13 protein-coding genes are annotated in these 15,511 nt (G+C 70.9%); 8 read left to right on the top strand and 5 right to left on the bottom strand.

Going from position 1 to position 15,511, the window contains the following annotated elements; translation table 11 throughout:
* The first annotated feature begins 337 nt into the window (after positions 1-337).
* On the top strand, positions 338-778 hold the full coding sequence (locus DSC45_RS35660; RefSeq protein ID WP_162929151.1) for a hypothetical protein: 441 nt from the start codon (positions 338-340) through the stop codon (positions 776-778).
* A 185-nt stretch (positions 779-963) separates the two neighbouring features.
* The gene (locus DSC45_RS06190; protein WP_119287899.1) at positions 964-1,437 is read left to right on the top strand and encodes a hypothetical protein; all 474 of its coding nucleotides are present in this window, start codon (positions 964-966) and stop codon (positions 1,435-1,437) included.
* A 199-nt stretch (positions 1,438-1,636) separates the two neighbouring features.
* On the opposite strand, the gene DSC45_RS06185 is transcribed toward DSC45_RS06190, so the two are convergent.
* Entirely contained in the window at positions 1,637-2,095 is a 459-nt protein-coding gene (locus tag DSC45_RS06185) for a GNAT family N-acetyltransferase (RefSeq protein WP_119287898.1), read from the bottom strand.
* Positions 2,096-2,212: 117 nt separating this feature from the next.
* Here DSC45_RS06185 and DSC45_RS06180 point away from each other — a divergent pair, with 117 nt between their 5' ends.
* Both DSC45_RS06180 and DSC45_RS06175 read left to right on the top strand, forming a co-directional pair.
* Positions 2,213-4,855, top strand: coding sequence for an alpha/beta fold hydrolase (locus DSC45_RS06180; RefSeq protein ID WP_119287897.1), 2,643 nt, complete (start codon positions 2,213-2,215; stop codon positions 4,853-4,855).
* Complete coding sequence (locus DSC45_RS06175; protein ID WP_119287896.1) at positions 4,852-5,709, top strand: ABC transporter permease; 858 nt, start codon at positions 4,852-4,854, stop codon at positions 5,707-5,709. Before DSC45_RS06180 ends, DSC45_RS06175 begins: the two co-directional genes overlap by 4 nt.
* Positions 5,710-5,831: 122 nt before the next feature.
* Here DSC45_RS06175 and DSC45_RS06170 read toward each other — a convergent pair whose 3' ends face one another.
* On the bottom strand, positions 5,832-7,667 hold the full coding sequence (locus DSC45_RS06170; RefSeq protein WP_119288405.1) for a serine/threonine-protein kinase: 1,836 nt from the start codon (positions 7,665-7,667) through the stop codon (positions 5,832-5,834).
* Positions 7,668-8,022: 355 nt separating this feature from the next.
* Here DSC45_RS06170 and DSC45_RS06165 point away from each other — a divergent pair, with 355 nt between their 5' ends.
* Positions 8,023-9,681 carry a vWA domain-containing protein gene (locus DSC45_RS06165; protein ID WP_119288403.1) on the top strand — a complete coding sequence of 553 codons (1,659 nt, stop codon included), beginning with the start codon at positions 8,023-8,025 and terminating at the stop codon, positions 9,679-9,681.
* A 30-nt stretch (positions 9,682-9,711) separates the two neighbouring features.
* On the opposite strand, the gene DSC45_RS06160 is transcribed toward DSC45_RS06165, so the two are convergent.
* Complete coding sequence (locus tag DSC45_RS06160; RefSeq protein WP_205571257.1) at positions 9,712-10,131, bottom strand: hypothetical protein; 420 nt, start codon at positions 10,129-10,131, stop codon at positions 9,712-9,714.
* 110 nt (positions 10,132-10,241) lie between these two features.
* Between DSC45_RS06160 and DSC45_RS06155 the strand changes: the two genes are divergently transcribed.
* On the top strand, positions 10,242-10,712 hold the full coding sequence (locus DSC45_RS06155) for a MarR family winged helix-turn-helix transcriptional regulator (protein ID WP_119287894.1): 471 nt from the start codon (positions 10,242-10,244) through the stop codon (positions 10,710-10,712).
* 39 nt (positions 10,713-10,751) lie between these two features.
* On the opposite strand, the gene DSC45_RS06150 is transcribed toward DSC45_RS06155, so the two are convergent.
* A complete protein-coding gene (locus tag DSC45_RS06150; protein WP_119288401.1) occupies positions 10,752-11,168 on the bottom strand; it encodes a VOC family protein in 417 nt (138 codons plus the stop codon).
* 10 nt (positions 11,169-11,178) lie between these two features.
* Positions 11,179-11,598 carry a helix-turn-helix transcriptional regulator gene (locus DSC45_RS06145; protein ID WP_119288399.1) on the bottom strand — a complete coding sequence of 140 codons (420 nt, stop codon included), beginning with the start codon at positions 11,596-11,598 and terminating at the stop codon, positions 11,179-11,181.
* Positions 11,599-11,811: 213 nt separating this feature from the next.
* Here DSC45_RS06145 and DSC45_RS06140 point away from each other — a divergent pair, with 213 nt between their 5' ends.
* Both DSC45_RS06140 and DSC45_RS06135 read left to right on the top strand, forming a co-directional pair.
* Positions 11,812-13,752, top strand: a complete 1,941-nt coding sequence (locus DSC45_RS06140; RefSeq protein ID WP_119287893.1) for an AMP-dependent synthetase/ligase — start codon at positions 11,812-11,814, stop codon at positions 13,750-13,752.
* Positions 13,745-15,508 carry an FAD-dependent oxidoreductase gene (locus DSC45_RS06135; RefSeq protein WP_119287891.1) on the top strand — a complete coding sequence of 588 codons (1,764 nt, stop codon included), beginning with the start codon at positions 13,745-13,747 and terminating at the stop codon, positions 15,506-15,508. The genes DSC45_RS06140 and DSC45_RS06135 overlap by 8 nt, the downstream gene beginning before the upstream one ends.
* Positions 15,509-15,511 lie beyond the last annotated feature (3 nt).

The following is a 15,511-nucleotide window of genomic DNA, read 5'->3' as shown; positions in this document are numbered from 1 at the left end:
GTGGAGTAGTTCTGCTGACTCCAGGTGACGTACTTGAGATCTGGAAGGATTTCGAGGGCTGCAGAGTTCGTTCGATGGCTACAAGGTTCGAAGGCGAGTCGAATTGAGTGCAGAGTGAGCGGGTCAAGCCATCCGACCCACGCGCGATAGCAATGCATGTGTCCCGGTGGCGCGTCCCGGCGGGGCGCCTGAGGTGTCTGACGGAAGTTGCGGACTGCAACGTCAGTGGAAGGCTCAGGTGGCCGTTGCGGCGTAGGGCGGGGGGCGTGGCGCGCGGCGATCCAAGGCCTCAACGACCTGCTTCGATAATGCCTTCCGATGAGGCAGGGGCGATCGAGTGGCTGAGTCACCGGCTCGTTCCATCACTCTCGGCGTCGACCAGTTTGAAGTGATCTTCCAGGTCACGCATCAAACGGTCAATCTCCAGGAGTCCCGACCCATGGAGATTGGGTTCACGGCGGCCGAACTGCAGAAACTGATTGACGCACTCCGCAATGTCGATGCCCATGTGGCCGATGCTTCGCGAGTGTGTATCCAGCTGGGCGGCGATGAGGCGGAGGCTCCTGCCGGGCTTCGAGTCTTGGCAGGCGAAGCGGATGGTGCGGGCGCTTCAAGGTCAGAGGTTACGGCGGGTATCCCGTCTCGAATTGTTAAACAGTGGCATGCGCTGGTGCAGCCAATTGTTTCTGCTCTGGGGTCCCGTGAATTGTTCCTGCGGGCGGGATTCGGGCCTGATGAAGTCGAGGCGGCAGTGGTGGGACTCGACTTCGATTGGTGAGTCGGCGTTCCCGTGTGAAGAATGTTGGCTCGCGTATGCTTGCGGCGCGACGAACGTAGTTGGGCCTGTCGTCAAGGACCTCTCAGAATGGCGACAATCGCGGCGAGGTCCGTCGAAGTGTAAGTCGCTGTAACGCGAAGAATTCCATGCCGGGGCAGGTCATGACGGGGACTGGACGTAGAGCGATGATCAGCGACGTGTCAGTTGAGAGTTTCGTGAGGGTTCCAGGGGGCGAGTACGTGTCCTCCGGAGACATGGATCGGCCTCCTGGTGACCCGGACTACGTCGAGGGGTACATCCGCATCGTCATGGGTGGAAGGGAGGTGATGGGGGCCGAGGATTGGGACCTGGTCGACCAGCTCTGGGCCTATATCGCGCGCATGTTGCATGAGGTTGTGGATTCGGGTGAAGCGTTCACGCTGTTCCCGGACCAGCCTTTGGAGCTGGCGTTCCGTCGTGAAGGTTCCCGCCTGATGATCCGGTGCGGGGAAAAGAAGGCCGAAGCCGAGCTCACTTCGACCGTCTCGACGCTCAAGGAAGCGGCGCTGCGTTTCTTCCGCGATCTGGACCGGGTGCAACAGGCCGAGTCGTGGCGCAATGCCGACGTAAGAGATCAGTGGGAAGCGCTCGCAGCGCCAACCGCGCATGGTCGCGCCTGACTTCGCGCAGATGCTGCGGAACGTCACCGGCTCAGGCGGTGACGTTCCGCGGAGGTACCTCCGTCAGGACGCCCGGCTCGCTGGTCGCGGCGTGCTCGTACGAACTCGGTGCCGACCCGCGCCGGGGCGGGGCCGAGTTCACTCCGGCCGCCGTTCACGAAGATGACCTTCGTATGCACCAGTCACGCCCGCCGCGGAACTACTCCACCCCGTCACCCAACTCCCAGGTCAGCACCGCACACCCCCCGTCGTCCGTAGCCCCCGTGCCGCGGTACGCCCCCAGTGCAGGGTCGTTGTCCGTGTCGACGGCGACCCACATGTCGTAGCAGTCGAGGTCGCGGGCGAGGGTGTGGAGGGTGTGGATGAGGGCTGTGGCGATGCCGCGGCGGCGGTAGTCCTCGGCCACGCCGAGTTCGTAGAGGCACATCTCGACGCCCTTGTCGGGGTGCAGCATCTCGATTCCGGTGATGAAGCCGACGGGAATGCCGGCCGGGGCGTCGGCCGCGTACGCGAAGAACATGTGGTGGCCCGGTGCGGCCAGGAAACGGCGGGTGGCCTCCGGGGTCGGGGTGTGGTCGAAGAGCTCCGGGGCCAGGAGGACCGTTTCGACGTCGGTGGCCCGGCGGATGTCGTGATCCGTTTCACTCCCAGGATTCATGGCGTGTTCGTACCACGGGCGCGGTATGCGGCGCGTGCCATATACGCCTGAGGGAGGTGGGAGGGTTCCGCCCGGTGGCGGCGTTGAAGGCACTCGCGCACCCGTACGGTGGAGCGCATGGATCTCCGATTGCCCCGGCCACCGGCGTGGCTGCGCGGACGGCGGCTGCTCGCAGTGGTGGCCGCCCTTCTCGTGCTTGTCGGCGCCGGCACCTGGACAGCCGTCGCCACCGGCGGTGAGCCCGAGGTGCGGCGCGCCGACCAGGTGATGCGGCACGACGGGGTACGTATCGACACCTCGTACTTCACCTCCGGGCCGGCCGACGAGAAGCGGCCCGCGGTCCTTCTCGGCCACGGTTTCGGCGGCAGCAAGAACGATGTGCGCGGGCAGGCCGAGCAGCTGGCCCGCGAGGGATACGCGGTGCTGACCTGGTCCGCCCGCGGATTCGGCGCATCGACCGGACGGATCGGGCTCAACGACCCGAAGGCCGAGGTCGCCGACGCCTCCCGGCTCATCGACTGGCTGGCCGAGCGCCCCGAGGTGCAGCTCGACAAGGCGGGCGACCCCCGGGTCGGCATGAGCGGAGCGTCCTACGGCGGTGCCGTGGCGCTGCTGGCCGCCGGTCACGACAAGCGGGTCGACGCGATCGCCCCGCAGATCACGTACTGGAATCTCGCGGACGCGCTGTTCCCGGACGGGGTGTTCAAGAAGCTGTGGGCGGGGACGTTCTTCTCCGCCGGCGGCGGCTGCAAGAAGTTCGAGAAGCAACTGTGTGAGATGTACGAGCGCGTCGCGGTCGCCGGGAAGCCGGACGCGAAGGCCCGCGAGCTGCTCGAGGCGCGCAGCCCGTCCGCGGTCGGCGACAAGATCGATGTGCCCAGCCTGATCGTGCAGGGCCAGACCGACTCGCTGTTCCCGCTCGGCCAGGCCGACACCATGGCCAAGACCATCGGGGACAACGGCGCACCGGTCGCCGTCGACTGGATCTCCGGCGGTCACGACGGCGGCGACGGCGAACAGGACCGGATCACCGGACGCGTCGGCGACTGGTTCGACCGCTACCTGAAGAAGGACACGTCCGCCGACACCGGCCCGGCCTTCCGCGTCAGCCGCACCGGAGGCGTCGACTCCACCGATGGCAGGACGCAGCTGCGCGGCGCCACCGACTCCGCGTACCCGGGCCTGGACAGCGGCGACCGCGCGATCGCGATCGGCCGCGGCACGAAGACGTTCGAGAACCCGGCGGGCGCCGGACCGCCTTCCATCTCCGGAGTACCCGGCATCACCGGCGGCATGACCCAGCTCAGCGCGCTCGGCGTCGGCGGCCTGTCCATGGACTTCCCCGGCCAGCACGCCCCCTTCGACTCGAAGCCGCTCGACCGCGACCTGCAGATCACCGGATCGCCCTCGGTGACCGTGCACGTCGAGTCGAGCAGCGACGACGCCGTCCTGTTCGGCAAGGTCTACGACGTGGGGCCGAACGGCACGGAACAGGTGCTGCCCAGCCAGCTCGTCACCCCCACGCGGGTGGCGGACGCCAAGCAGGGCAAGGACGTCGAGCTGACACTGCCCGCGATCGACCACGAGGTGCGGGCCGGCCACCGGCTGCGCTTCGTCGTCTCGGCCACCGACCTCGGCTACGCCTCACCCGTCGAGCCCGCCACGTACAAGGTGACTCCGCGCGGCGACCTGCACGTGCCGACCGCGCCGAGCGTGACCACCGAGGCGACACCCGTACCCGCCTGGGTCTGGGGAGCGCCGCTCGGCGCGGCCCTGGTGGGCGGCGGACTGCTGTTCACCGCGCGGCGCCGCACCACGAGCCCGCCGCCGGACGAAGAGCTCGCCGAAGTGCCCCTGCAGATCACCGACTTGAGCAAGAAGTACGCGAAGAAGACCGAGCGGTACGCGGTCAGCGACCTGACGTTCCGGGTGGAGAAGGGGCAGGTCCTCGGCCTGCTCGGACCGAACGGCGCGGGCAAGACCACCACCCTGCGCATGCTGATGGGCCTCATCCGGCCCGACGGCGGCGAGATCCGGGTCTTCGGGCACGCGATCCGGCCTGGCGCACCGGTGCTGTCCCGGGTCGGCGCGTTCGTGGAGGGCGCCGGCTTCCTGCCGCATCTCGCGGGCCGGGAGAACCTCGAGCTGTACTGGCAGGCCACCGGCCGGCCCGCCGAGGACGCGCACCTCGAGGAGGCACTCGAGATCGCCGGGCTCGGCGACGCCCTGGCCCGCGCCGTGCGCACGTACTCGCAGGGCATGCGGCAGCGGCTCGCCATCGCGCAGGCCATGCTCGGACTGCCGGACCTGCTGATCCTCGACGAGCCGACCAACGGCCTCGACCCGCCGCAGATCCGCGAGATGCGCGAGGTGATGATCCGGTACGCGGAGGGCGGCCGCACCGTGATCGTCTCCAGCCACCTCCTCGCCGAGGTCGAGCAGTCCTGTACCCACCTCGTGGTGATGGACCGCGGCCGCCTCGTACAGGCCGGGCCGGTCGCCGAGATCACCGGAGCCGGCGAGACGCTGCTCGTCGGCACCGAGGTCCCGCTGGAGGATGCACTGGTCGGCAAGGTCGACGCGCTGCCCGGAGTGGGCTCCGCGGTCGCAGCCGAGGGCGGACTGCTCGTCCGGCTCGACGGCGCCTCGGTGCCGGAGCTGCTCGCCGAACTGCTCCGTCTCGAAGTGCCGGTCACCGGGGTCGGTCCGCACCGGCGCCTCGAGGACGCGTTCCTGACCCTGATCGGAGGCTCCGCGTGAGCACGCTCACCGAGTCCGCGCCCGGCTTCCGGCCGGGACGCACCCTGCCGCTGCGCGTGGAGGCGGTGCGCCAGCTGAAGCGGCGCCGCACCCAGGTGATGGGTCTGGTGCTCGCGCTGCTGCCGTTCGTCCTGGTGGCCGCGTTCGCCATCGGTGGTACGCCGGAGGGGAACCCGCAGCGCGGTCCGTCCCTGATGCAGACGGCCACCGAGTCCGGTGCGAACTTCGCGGCGACGTGCCTCTTCGTCTCCGCCGGCTTCCTGCTGGTGGTGCCGGTCGCGCTGTTCTGCGGGGACACCGTGGCCTCGGAGGCGAGCTGGTCCTCGCTGCGCTATCTGCTCGCGGCGCCCGTGCCGCGAGCCCGCCTGCTGTGGAGCAAACTCGCCGTCGCGCTCGCCTTCAGCGCGGCCGCCATGGTGCTGCTTCCGCTGGTGGCGCTGGCGGTGGGTACGGCCGCGTACGGCTGGGGGCCGCTGGAGCTGCCCACGGGCGGCGGTCTGGCCGCGGGCGACGCGGCGTGGCGGCTCACCGTCGTGGTCGGCTACGTCTTCGCCTCCCAACTGGTCACCGCCGGGCTGGCGTTCTGGCTGTCGACGAAGACGGACGCCCCGCTCGGGGCCGTCGGCGGAGCGGTCGGCCTGACCATCGTCGGCAACGTCCTGGACGCGGTCACCGCGCTCGGCGACTGGCGCAACGCACTGCCCGCGCACTGGCAGTTCGCCTGGGTGGACGCGCTGCAGCCGCGGCCGGAGTGGGGCGGGATGCTGCAGGGCACGGCCGTCTCGGTGGCGTATGCACTGGTGCTGTTCGCGCTGGCCTTCCGGGCGTTCGCGCGGAAGGACATCGTGTCTTGATGGGGTGAGATCGCCTGCGGGGTGCGTCGGCAGGTTGTTGCGTCCTGGATGCAGCCGGGCGGCTTGTGGACGCATGCGTGCGTCCGGTGCGGTCGGTCGGTGCCCCGCGGTTCCCGGCGGGTTCAGACCTTCCGTGTCTCGATCTGTGCCAGGTTCCAGGCGTGGCTGCGGCGTGAGCGCAGTGTTTCCGGATGGTCGGCGCCGAGTATGCGGGTGCGGTCGGCGACGACCTGGGCCATGAAATGTGTGGCAGCGGTGTGTTGGCCTGCCTGGCCGAGGTTCCAGGCGTGCATGTGGCGGCTCCACAAGGTGTCCTCGTGGTCCCTGCCCAGTGTGTGGTACTGGGCTGCCGCGACCTGGGCCATGATGTGGGCTGCCTCGGTGTGCCGGCCTGCGCGGCCGAGATTCCAGGCGTGGTTGTGTCGTGTGCCGAGCGTGTCGGGGTGGTCGGCGCCGAGTATGCGGGTCCGATCGGTGGCGAGTCGGGCGTAGAGGCCGGCGGCTTCGGTGTGGTCGCCGTCCCTGCCGAGGGCCCAGGCGTGGTTGGAGCGGGCGCGGAGGGTTTCGCGGTGGTCGGGTCCGAGTACACGGGCGCGGTCCGTGGCGACCTGGGCGAAGAGGTGTGCGGCCTGTGCGTTGATGCCGGCTTTTGCCAGGTTCCAGGCGTGGCTGTGGTGGGTCTGGAGTGTCTCTTCGTGGTCGGCACCGAGTACGCGGGCTTCGTCGGCTGCGAGTTGGGCGTAGAGGTCGGCGGCTTCGGTGTGGTCGCCGTCCTTCTGGAGGCTCCAGGCGTGGTTGCCCCGGGCTCGGAAGGTCTCGCCGTGGTCAGGGCCGAGCACACGGGCGCGCTTCGCCGCGACTCGGGCGAATATGGGCGCCGCCTGTGCGTACTTGCCGATGTTCGTCAGGTGCCAGGCGTGCACGTGGTGGGCCTGGAGGGTGTCGGGGTGGTCGGCGCCCAGGGACCGTTCCGTGTCGGCGGCGATGCGGGCGTGGTACGGCTCCGCCGGCTCGGGGTCCGGCTCCGGACGCGGCCGCGGGGGAGGGGCGGTGGACTGCGTCGTGTACGGAGTGGTGGGCGTCGTGGCCCAGCTCTGGATCAGGGTCGTCATGGCGGAGTGCCACGGCGAGGCGGTGGGGAGGTCGTCGGCAGGGCTCCAGTGGGCGGCGATCCGGTCCAACACCTGGGCCGGCGTGGGCCGTTCGGCCCGATCCTTGGACAGGCAGGCGGTGACCAGGGAGCGGAGCGGGCCGTGCAGACCGTCGAGGCGCGGTTCGCCGGAGACGACCCGGTGTAGTACGCCCAGTGGCGGCCCCTGGCCGAACGGCTCGTGGCCGGTCGCCGCGAAGGCGAGTACGGCCCCGAGGGCGAACACGTCGGAGGACGGGCCGAGTTCGCCGCCCTCCACCTGTTCCGGAGACATGAAACCGGGCGTGCCGATCGAGGTGCCCTCGCCGGTCAGCACGGTGCCCTCCAGCGCCTGGGCGATCCCGAAGTCGATGACGCGGGGGCCGTCCGCGGCCAGCAGCACGTTCGCCGGCTTGAGGTCGCGGTGGAACAGGCCCGCGCCCTGGATGGCCGCCAGGGCCTCGGCCAGACCGGCCGCCAGTACCCACACGGATTCCTCCGGCAGCGGCCCGGTCCGCGCCACGGCCTTGGCCAGGTCCGGCCCCGGGATGTACACGGTCGCGATCCACGGCAACTCGTCGTCCGGGCCCGCGCCGAGCACGGGAGCGGTGAACGCCCCGCTGACCGCCCGTACGGCAGCCGCTTCCCGACGGAACCGGCGCCGGAACTCCGGCTGCCGCGCCAGATGCGGATGTACGACCTTCACCGCCGCCGACCGGGCGCCGGGCGAGCGCCCCAGAAACACCTCACCCATCCCTCCCGCGCCCAGGCGCCCGCGCAGGACGAAGTTCCCCACCCGTTCCGGATCGGCTGCCCGCAGCGGCTCCACGTCGCCCGTCTCGTCCACCGTGCCCCCTCGTCCATCGACTCCCCGGTTCCTACCCGACGTCCTGCGCCCAGCCAACCCCGCCCCGCCCGTGGGGAGTTGGCCCAACGCCTGTCCGGTACGACGTCCCGCATCCGTACGACGCCCCGTAGATCATGCCCGGCGTCCGCAACAGGATCGCTCGGCGCGAGCGCATCGTCTCCGGAAACCCGGATGTGCGGGACGGTGCACCGGTGGTGGCCGGATTTCGTAACTGGTGGTGTCGCCGAATCGAGATCCTTCCGAAACCGCCAGGACGGCTCCGACCCGCCACTTGCTTCGTCACAGTGCCATGCACCGGCGAACCGAGGGGGACCAGATGCGGGACGAACGACGATTGCGCGGGCGGCGCGTACGCACCGGACTGCTGGCCGCTGTGCTGGCCGGCGGCGTCCTGCTGACCGGCTGCACGGGCGGCGGAGACGGCGGCCAGGCGGCCCCGGACAACGCGGCCGGCGGCGCGCGGGAGGGCGCACCGGCGCCGGCCGCTCCGGACGCGGCGAAGCCGGAGGGGTCGGAGCAGGACGGCCAGGAGAACGGGAAGCGCGGCGCCGCGCCGCCCCCGGACTACCTCTCCACCTTCGCCCTGGACGTCGACACCGCCTCGTACGGCTACGCCCGGCGCACCTTGGAGAACGGCCGGATGCCGCAGCCGTCGACCGTACGGCCCGAGGAGTTCGTGAACAGCTTCCGGCAGGACTACGAACGGCCGGACGGCAACGGCTTCTCGGTGTCCGTGGACGGTGCGCGCGCACCCGCAGGCGAGGACTGGTCGCTGATGCGGGTCGGTCTCGCCACCGAGGCCCCGGAGCCGAGCAGCGAGCGACCGCCCGCGGCGCTCACCTTCGTCATCGACGTCTCCGGGTCGATGGGCGAGCCGGACCGGCTCGATCTGGCCAAGAAGTCGCTCGGCATCATGACCGACCAGCTGCGGCCCGACGACTCGGTGTCGATCGTGACCTTCAGCGACGAGTCGGAGACGGTCCTGCCGATGACCCGGCTCGGCGAGAACCGGGGGCGGGTGCGCGACGCGGTCGAGTCGCTGTCGCCGCAGGCCTCCACGAATCTCGACGCGGGAATCCAGGAGGGGTACGCGGCGGCGGTCGAGGGACGGAAGAAGGGGGCGACGAACCGGGTCGTCCTGCTCTCCGACGCCCTCGCCAACACCGGTGACACCGACGCCGACGCCATCCTGGAGAAGATCGCCACGGCCCGCCGCGAGCACGGCATCACCCTGTTCGGCGTCGGCGTCGGCAGCGACTACGGCGACGCGCTGATGGAGCGGCTCACCAACAAGGGTGACGGGCACACGAGTTACGTGTCCGACATCGAGCAGGCGCGGAAGGTGTTCTGCGACGAGCTGCCCGCGCACATCGACCTCAAGGCGCGCGACGCGAAGGCGCAGGTCGCCTTCGACCGGAAGACGGTCGAGCAGTTCCGGCTCATCGGCTACGACAACCGGCGGGTCGCCGACGACGACTTCCGTGACGACAGCGTGGACGGCGGCGAGGTCGGGCCCGGCCATACGGTGACGGCGCTGTACGCGGTGCGGCTGAAGGAAGGGGCGGCCGCCGGCGGGGAAGTGGCGAAGGCGACGGTCCGTTGGCTCGATCCGAAGACACGCAAGGCGTCCGAGGAGTCGAAGAGCATCCGCAGCGGCGCGCTCGACGAGTCGCTGTGGGACGGCGCGGACCGCAACTTCCAGGTCGCGGCGGTGGCGGCCTACTTCGCGGACGCGTTGCGGACGAAGTCCCCCGGCGAGGGTTCTTCGGGCGGCTCCTCCGGCGTCGAGGGCTCCTCACGCAGTGACCGTACGGCCGGGCCCGAGGGGACGGGGGCACGTCGAGAGCCGCTGCCCGGCGCGCCCGGGTTCGGTGAACTCACCGAACGTGCGCAGGAGTTGGCGGACGACATGGAGAACAAGCCGGTCCGGGACCTCGCCGCGGCGGTGGCGCAGGCGAGGGACCTGGGGGCCTGAGCCCGCGGATTCCCGCCGGGGCGGGGCCGCTTACCGGGCCCGGCCCTGGCGGTCCTGGTCCTCGAACTCCCCCACGAGCGCCCCGGACGGGCCGGAGGCTGTCCCGGACCGGGCCGAGGGGATCGATGAGGCTCGGCCGACGCCGGCGGCTCGCCCGGACCGCCCCGCCGAACGGCAGGCGAGGCAGTTCGGGTGGCCCGTGGCCGCAGCGGTGTCGCGGACGGTGAGAGGGTGTTCGGCCGCGGGGCGCGGGCCCGGTGCCTTGCCCCAGCCGGCGAGGTGGAGGAGCCAGGTGGTGACCAGGGCCGCAGGCGTGAGGACGAGCCCCGCCCAGAAGCCCGGGGTCCAGCCGCAGATCCCTGCGCCGAGAGCCAGCGCCGCGGCCACCCCCACGGCACAGCCCGCCCAGCCGGCAACGGTGTGGCCCTCGTCGTACCCGTGCTCACTCACGCCTGCCCCCTCGTGCCCGCTATCGCGGACATGCCGCGGCCGTGCCGCCGGCGCCGGATTAGAATGCCTTAGCAAGTGAGGAATTTATCTTAGGAAGTAAGGGATATTCAATGGAGGGCAGGCACCGCTCCGCGTCCGGGGCGGAGGCACTCGCCGCGATGGACGACCTGGTCGCGGCGAGCATCGCCGGTCAGCAGGAGTTCGCCCGGAATCTGGGCCTGAACATCACGGACCTTCTCTGCTTCACCCACGTCCTGGCGGCCGGCGACTCCCCGGTCACCGCCGGCGACCTGGCCGGCCGCGCCCACGTCACGACCGGAGCCGTCACCGGCATCGTGAACCGTCTGGAACGCGGCGGCCTGGTCACCCGACGTCCCGACCCCGTCGACCGGCGCCGGGTGCGCATCGTCGCCGTACCGGCCGCGGCGGAACGGGTGGAGGCCGTGTACGGGCCGTACGGCGCACGGCTCACGGAGCTGTTCGCCGAGTACACCCCCGACGAAGTCGCCGTACTGGCCGACTGGTTCACCCGCGCCGCCGCGCTCACCCGGTCCTATCTGGACGACTCCTGCGAGCCGTGACGAGCGGACGCGGACGTGGACGCGGACGCGGGCTCGAATTCAGCTCTTTCGGGGCTGAGTGAAGCGGAGCATGTTGCCCGACGGGTCGCGGAAGGCGCAGTCGCGCACGCCGTAGGGCTGGTCGACCGGCTCCTGCAGGACCTCCCCGCCGCCCGAGCTGATGCGCTCGAACGTCGCGTCGCAGTCGTCGGTGTGGAAGAGGACGCCGCGCAGCAGGCCCTTGGCGAGCAGCTCGGCCATGGCTCGCCGGTCGTCGGCCGAGGCGTTCGGGTCGGCGAGCGGCGGCTCCAGGACGATGCTGACGTCCGGCTGCGCGGGGGACCCGACGGTCACCCAGCGCATGCCCTCGAAGCCCACGTCGTCGCGGACCTCGAGTCCGAGGATGTCCCGGTAGAAGCCGAGCGCCTTGTCGTGGTCGTCGACGGCGATGAAACAAGTGGAGAGTTTGATGTCCATGCGGCTCACGCTACGACTGCCGGTCCCGCTTCGCTTCTCCGTTCCTGACCGGTCTCGTGGCGTATTTGGCGACGCACGGCGGGACGGCCTCGCCGTGCTCGTGGTCGCGGGCCCGGTAGGCGCTCGGGCTCTCGCCGACCAGTTCGGTGAAGCGCGTGCTGAAGGACCCCAGAGACGTACAGCCCACCTCGAAGCAGACCTCCGTCACCGACAGGTCGCCCCTGCGCAGCAGCGCCTTGGCCCGCTCTATGCGGCGGGTCATGAGGTAGCTGTACGGCGTCTCCCCGTATGCCGCGCGGAAGCTGCGGGAGAAGTGGCCGGGCGACATGAGCGCGCCCTTGGCGAGGGCGGGTACGTCGAGCGGCTCGGCGTACTCGCGGTCCATCCGGTCGCGGGCCCGTCGTAGCAGCACCAGATCCTCGAGATTCACCCGCTCACGATCGCACAGGGGGCCCCGGAGCGCGGCCTGCCCGGGATCGTCGCGCACCGTGCGGTGCGGATCTTCGCGAACTCTCGTCCGCCCCATTGATTTCTCCTTACGCGTGAGTAAGTTGACTCCTGCGTAAAGAACTTGGGAACACCGCGCAGTACGGAAATCACCGACCTCACGGTCGACGGACACGGGCCGACAACGGAGCCGACCATGGGTGTACGCAAGGATCTGAAACGGGCGAAGCAGCGCGGCGACCTGGCGTCGCGGATGCGCACCGAACTCGTCCGGGAGGGCGGCCGGGTGCGCGAGGTGCGCACCGAGAGCCTGGTGGAGCGGCCCACGACGGGCACCGTCGCGGACATACCGTTCACCAACGCGGCCGAGGCCCCCGACGCGGTCGTCCTGCACCGCAAGGATCCGGCCGAGGCGCACGCGGGGGAGGGCGACGCCTGGCGGCCGGTCACCGCCGAGGCCTTCGCCCGCGAAGTCACCGCGACCGCGAAAGGCCTGATCGCCGCGGGCCTCGAGCCGGGCGGCCGAGTCGCCCTGATGTCCCGCACCCGCTACGAATGGGCCGTGCTCGACTTCGCCGTCTGGGCGGCCGGCGGCCAGAGCGTCCCTGTGTACGCCACCTCGTCGGCCGACCAGATCGCCTGGATCGTCGAGGACTCCGGGGCGCAGCTGATGATCACCGAGACCGCGGAGAACACGGCGACCGCCACCGCCGCGACGGCCGCCCTCGCCGCACCCCCGCGCATCCACGAACTCGACTCCGGCGCCGTCCCCGAACTCGTCGCACTCGGACGTGAGTTGGATGACAAGGAGGTCGCCGAGCGTCGCGCCGCGCTCACCCCCGACACCGTCGCGACCCTCTGCTACACCTCGGGGACCACCGGCCGGCCCAAGGGGTGCGTCCTCACCCACGCCAACCTGCACGCCGAGGCCGCCAACACCGTCGAGCTGCTGCACCCCATCTTCAAGGAGGTCACCGAGCAGGTCGCCGCCACCCTGCTGTTCCTGCCGCTCGCCCACATCCTCGGCCGCACCCTGCAGATCGCCTGCCTGCAGGCACGCATCGAGCTCGGCCACTGCCCGAGCATCAAGCCGGACGAACTGCGCCCGGAACTCCGCTCGTTCAGGCCGACGTTCATCGTCGGAGTGCCGTACCTCTTCGAGCGGATCCACGACACCGGCCGCGCCACCGCGGAGAAACTGGGCCGCGGCGCCTCCTTCGAACGCGCCGACCGCATCGCGGTGCGCTTCGGCGGCGCCCACCTCGACAAGTTCCTCGGCCTCGCCCCCGGCCCCTCCGTCGGTCTCACCCTCGCCTGGGGCCTCTACGACCTGCTGGTCTACCGCCGCGTCCGCAAGGAACTCGGCGGCCGCCTCAGATACGCGATCAGCGGCGGCTCCCCGCTCGACGCCCGCCTCAGCCTCTTCTTCTACGCCGCCGGCATCGTCGTCTACGAGGGCTACGGCCTCACCGAGACCACCGCCGCCGCCACCGTGACCCCACCGCTCAGGCCGCGCCCCGGCACCGTGGGCCTGCCGGTGCCCGGCACCGCCGTCCGGATCGCCGACGACGGCGAGGTGCTGATCAAGGGCGGCATCGTCTTCACCTCCTACTGGGGTGACCCCGAGGCGACCCGACAGGCCCTGGACGACGGCTGGTTCGCGACCGGCGACCTCGGAGCGTTCGACGACGAGGGCTATCTCACGATCACCGGACGCAAGAAGGACATCCTGGTGACCAGCGGCGGCAAGAACGTCTCGCCCGCCGTCCTCGAGGACCGGCTGCGCAGCCGCCCGCCGATCGGCCAGTGCATGGTCGTCGGCGACAACCGCGCCTACATCGCGGCCGTCATCACCCTCGAACCCGACTCCGTCGCCCACTGGCTCGCCGTACGCAAACGCCCCGCCGACACCCCGATGTCCGAGGTGATCAAGGACCCGGAGATGGCCGCTGACGTACAGAAGGCCGTCGACTACGCGAACCAGGCGGTCTCGCGCGCCGAGTCCATCCGCTCCTTCACCCTCGTCGAGGGCGAGTTCACCGAGGACAACGGGCTGCTCACGCCGTCCCTCAAGATCAAGCGCCGTGCGGTCGCCGACGCCTACGCCGAGGAGATCGAGGGCATCTACCGTGACTGACCCGCACGCCACCACGACCGGCTTCGACTACGACGTGCTCGTCGTCGGCTCCGGATTCGGCGGCTCGGTCACCGCCCTCAGACTGACCGAGAAGGGCTACCGGGTCGGTGTCCTGGAAGCCGGCCGCCGCTTCACCCGCGACACCCTGCCGAGCACCTCCTGGTCCCTGCGCGACTACCTGTGGGCACCCCGGCTCGGCCTGCGCGGCATCCAGCGCATCCACCTGCTGCGCAACGTCATGGTCCTGGCCGGCGCCGGAGTCGGCGGCGGCTCCCTCAACTACGCCAACACGCTCTACGTACCGCCGCCCGCCTTCTTCCAGGACCGCCAATGGGCGTCCATCACCGACTGGCAGGACGAACTCGCCCCGCACTACGACCAGGCCCAGCGCATGCTCGGCGTACGGCAGAACCCCACCGTCACCGAGGCCGACGAGCATCTGCGGGACACCGCACGGGAGATGGGCGTCCCGGACACCTTCCGGCTCACCCCCGTCGGAGTCTTCTTCGGGGACGGCGAGGACGCCGACGGAGGAACCCGGGCCGAACCCGGCGCCGAGGCCCCCGACCCCTACTTCGGCGGCGCCGGACCGCCCCGCCGCGCCTGCACGCAGTGCGGATCGTGCATGACCGGCTGCCGGGTGGGCGCCAAGAACACCCTCACCGAGAACTACCTGTACCTCGCCGAACGGGCCGGCGCCGTCGTCCACCCGCTCACCACGGTCACCGATGTGCGCGAGGCCCCCGGCGGCGGGCACCAGGTCACCGTCACCCGCACCGGCCGCGGACGCCGCGGCCGACGCGTGCTGCGCGCCCGGCACGTCGTCCTCGCGGCCGGCACGTACGGCACCCAGACCCTGCTGCACACCCTGCGCAGACGTGGCGCGCTGCCCCGACTGTCCGACCGGCTGGGCGAGTTGACCCGAACCAACTCCGAGGCCCTGGTGGGCGCCCTGACCACCCCGCGCGGCCACCGCCGCAGCGGCGGCAGCGGAAACCCCGACTTCACCCAGGGCGTCGCCATCACCTCGTCCATCCACCCCGACCCCGCCACCCACATCGAGAACGTCCGCTACGGCAAGGGCTCCAACTTGATGGCCCTGATCTGCGTGCCGCAGTACTCGCAGCGGATACCGAAACCGGTAGCGGCGGTGCTCGCCTTCGCCCGCCACCCGGTGGTGGTCGCCCGTACCGTCACCACCTACCGCTGGTCCGAGCGGACCATCATCGGCCTGGTGATGCAGACCCACGACAACTCGCTGACCACCCGGCTCGGCAGACGCGGCCGGCTCACCGCCGACCAGGGGCACGGCAGCCCCAACCCCGTCCACATACCGGAGGGCTGGCGCGCGGCAGGACTGCTCGCCGACCGGATCGGCGGTCTCGCCGGCACCAATCTCGGCGAACTGCTCGGCCGCCCGCTCACCGCCCACTTCCTCGGCGGCTGCCCGATCGGCGCCGGACCCGAGGACGGTGTGGTCGACCCGTACCACCGGCTCTGGGGCCACCCCGGGATCTCGGTCGTCGACGGATCCGCGGTGTCCGCGAACCTCGGGGTCAACCCGTCCCTGACGATCACCGCACAGGCCGAGCGCGCGATGTCCCTGTGGCCGAACAAGGGCGACACCGACACCCGGCCCGACCAGGGATCGCCGTACACGCGCGTGCCCGCGGTGGCCCCTGTCGCGCCCGTGGTGCCGACGGGGGCGTACGGGGAGCTGCGGGGCGCCGGCCGCGGGCCCCGGTCGGCGCGGTGACGG

The organism is Streptomyces sp. YIM 130001, assembly GCF_003574445.1.
Taxonomy (GTDB): domain Bacteria; phylum Actinomycetota; class Actinomycetes; order Streptomycetales; family Streptomycetaceae; genus Streptomyces.
This window is presented reverse-complemented; position numbering and strand designations above follow the sequence as displayed.